Origin of the sequence: Bradyrhizobium sp. sGM-13 (assembly GCF_018398875.1) — a bacterium.
Taxonomy (GTDB): domain Bacteria; phylum Pseudomonadota; class Alphaproteobacteria; order Rhizobiales; family Xanthobacteraceae; genus Bradyrhizobium.
In genome coordinates, this window is record NZ_JAGWDK010000557.1 from 1 (window position 1) to 208 (window position 208).

Annotated in this window: 1 protein-coding gene; it reads left to right on the forward strand. The window is 65.4% G+C overall.

Features of this window, described 5'->3' with window-relative positions; translation table 11 throughout:
• Positions 1 to 208, forward strand: a 208-nt coding sequence (locus tag KJQ96_RS39955) for a BamA/TamA family outer membrane protein (protein ID WP_213291317.1), incomplete at both ends; no start/stop codon positions are given.

Genomic DNA, 208 nt, shown 5'->3' on the forward strand with positions numbered 1-208 from the left:
GACAGTCGGGACAACCCCTTCGAGCCCACTCGCGGCAAGCGCCTGTCGCTGGCCGTCGAGTACGCGGGCGGCTTCCTGGGCGGCGACAACGAGTTCCTCCGGCCGGAGCTGTCGTTCAGCATGTTCCAGCCGGTGAGCAACTACCCGACCAAGACCCTGGTGGCGCTCAACGTCGAGGGCGGCCTGATCGATCCATTCGGCAAAAATG